Source organism: Phocaeicola sp. RTP21198st1_B8_RTP21198_201120 (genome assembly GCF_040929485.1).
GTDB classification, from domain to species: Bacteria; Bacteroidota; Bacteroidia; order Bacteroidales; family Bacteroidaceae; genus Phocaeicola; species Phocaeicola dorei.
Map to the genome: position 1 here is coordinate 440 of NZ_JBCOCI010000181.1, position 2,427 is coordinate 2,866.

The following is a 2,427-nucleotide window of genomic DNA, read 5'->3' on the forward strand; positions in this document are numbered from 1 at the left end:
TGTTTGAACAATGAAAGATAAAAATTTAAAATACATCGCCCACGCTATTATCGTGGTTGCCTTTATGGGACTGATTGCCTTTGTCATTTATTATACGGGTAAAACCGCTTTTCTTTGGCTGTTATTATTCGTTTTCCTGTATCAACCTTGGGGAGACTTGAAAACAAAGCAGGAGGAAAACAACGAAAAATAAGTAACTATGTAACTTTATAACGATGATAAAGGCAGAAGACATCTACAAAGTAACCAACAACGGGCTGGATATAATTCTACATTATTATCCGCAAGCCCGGGATTGTGTCGGAACCAACCGCCATTTTAAACGCCGGCCGTCAGAAGACGACGCGTCGGCCTGTATCAAATTGTTCGGTAAGGAAGGTTCCCAGCAGGTTTATAAGGTAACGGATTTCGGCGATACCGGAACGGCTCAAAGCCCCGTCGATATCTGCATGTATGAGGAAGGCCTCCGGTTTAACGAGGCTATCCTTAAACTTGCATCCATGTACAACGTAACCGATGAACTCAACCGTAACGTAAACAAGCCGGACATCCGTAAGGTTCCGGCCTCCCAGGATCAGAAAGACGGTACTAAACTTTTCGAGCTTGCCGATCATCTCACCCCGGATCAGTTACGCATACTCGGCCCCCGTGTCACCCAGGAGAACGCCGAGGCCCTGCACTGGTATTCGGCCAAATATATAGGGTATGTAAAAAATCGCGAGGTAACCTATAAATACGCGACTGCGACATACCCTATCTTTATGCGCGAATGTCTGGTAAAACCGGCCGAGGGTGACACGCCCGAAGTGAAGTTCTATAAAATATACGAGCCCCTGAATCCGGACAAGCAGTGGCGTTTTTCCTACACCCCGGAAGGTGTCAAGCCGAAGGACTATATAAACGGTCTTTCCGAACTGAAAGCCTTATACCGGGAGTTTAATTCCAGGGAAGAAGCCGCCTTTAAAAAGAATCCGGCCAATGCGGAAAAGCCCTATAAGGAGCAGAAGCTGCAGGAGGCGTTTATATGTTCCGGAGAGCGCGACGCCCTGTGCGTTAAATCGTTGGGCTTTTCTCCGGTCTGGTTTAATTCGGAATCGTACAAACTTTCCGAACAGGACTATAAAGAGATCATGAAATACGTTGAAGTCCTGTATAACATACCTGATATCGACACGACGGGCAGGGTGAAGGGTACGGAACTTGCATTACGCTTTATCGATATCCATACGATCTGGCTACCGGCCTGGCTTACCACTTACCGGGACCAGCGGGGCAAACCGCGTAAGGACTTCCGGGACTTTATGGAATTACGAAGCAAGAACGAAGATTTCCGTAACCTTATGACGCTTGCCATGCCCGCCAAATTCTGGTATTCCAAGTTTAACGAGAAATCCCGGCAATGGGATCACAATATAGACGCGGACTGCCTTCACTACTTTTTACGTCTTAACGGTTTCTATTCGCTTCATGATGAAAATTCCAGTTCAACGAAATACATCCGTATTACCGGCAATATCGTAAAACTGATAAAGGCAAAGGATATCCGGAAGTTTATCCGCGGTTGGGCCCAGGATAGTTTTTTATCCCGCGATATTAGAAACCTTATTTTGAACAGCCCCAAACTATCAGATACAGCCCTGGACAATTTGCAGGAAATAGAACTGGACTTTACCAATTATACCCATAATACACAGATGTTCTTCTTTCCCGGTTGCAGCATGGAGGTAAGCGGTACCGGTATAAAGGAACATCCGGCCAACGGCAGCACATTATCCCACTACGTTTGGGAAGAAAACGTACTGAAACACAAAGTTCGTCTTATGGAAGACATGTTCACTATTTCCCGTAAAAAAGACATAGAGGGCAACGATGTGTTTGATATCCGGATAAATGCCGTTCCGTCTAACTTTTTCGGTTATGTAATCAATTCGAGCCGTGTTTACTGGCGTAAGGAGCTGGAATATAATTTCGATGATAAGAGCGTAGGAGAAGCGGAATCTTACCGGGAAAAACATAAATTCGATATCGAGGGGGAAGGCCTCACGGCGGAAGAAGTGGCCGAACAGAAAAAGAACCTTATCAATAAGATATTTACTATCGGCTATATGTTGCACCGTTATAAATCCCCTTCGCGTGCCTGGGCACCACAGGCCATGGATAACAAGATCGGTGAAGACGGTGAATGTAACGGACGTTCGGGCAAATCATTCATGTTCAAGGCCCTTTCCTACTTTATGAAGACCGTCAAGCTTTCCGGCCGTAATCCTAAACTAATGGATAACCCGCACGTGTTCGACCAGGTGAACCAGCATACCGACTTTATTCTGGTGGATGATTGCGACCGGTATCTTAATACGGGTCTGTTTTACGATATCATCACGTCAGATATGACCGTGAACCCGAAGAACAACCAGTCGTTTACTATAC

2 protein-coding genes are annotated in these 2,427 nt (G+C 45.7%); both read left to right on the top strand.

The window, feature by feature from the left end; genetic code table 11:
- Positions 1-10: 10 nt before the first annotated feature.
- Positions 11-193 (top strand): hypothetical protein, encoded by a 183-nt coding sequence (locus AB5935_RS24200; protein WP_004318165.1) that lies wholly within the window; start codon positions 11-13, stop codon positions 191-193.
- Between the two features lie 22 nt (positions 194-215).
- Positions 216-2,427, top strand: a 2,212-nt coding sequence (locus AB5935_RS24205; protein WP_368327677.1) for a hypothetical protein, incomplete at its 3' end; no start/stop codon positions are given.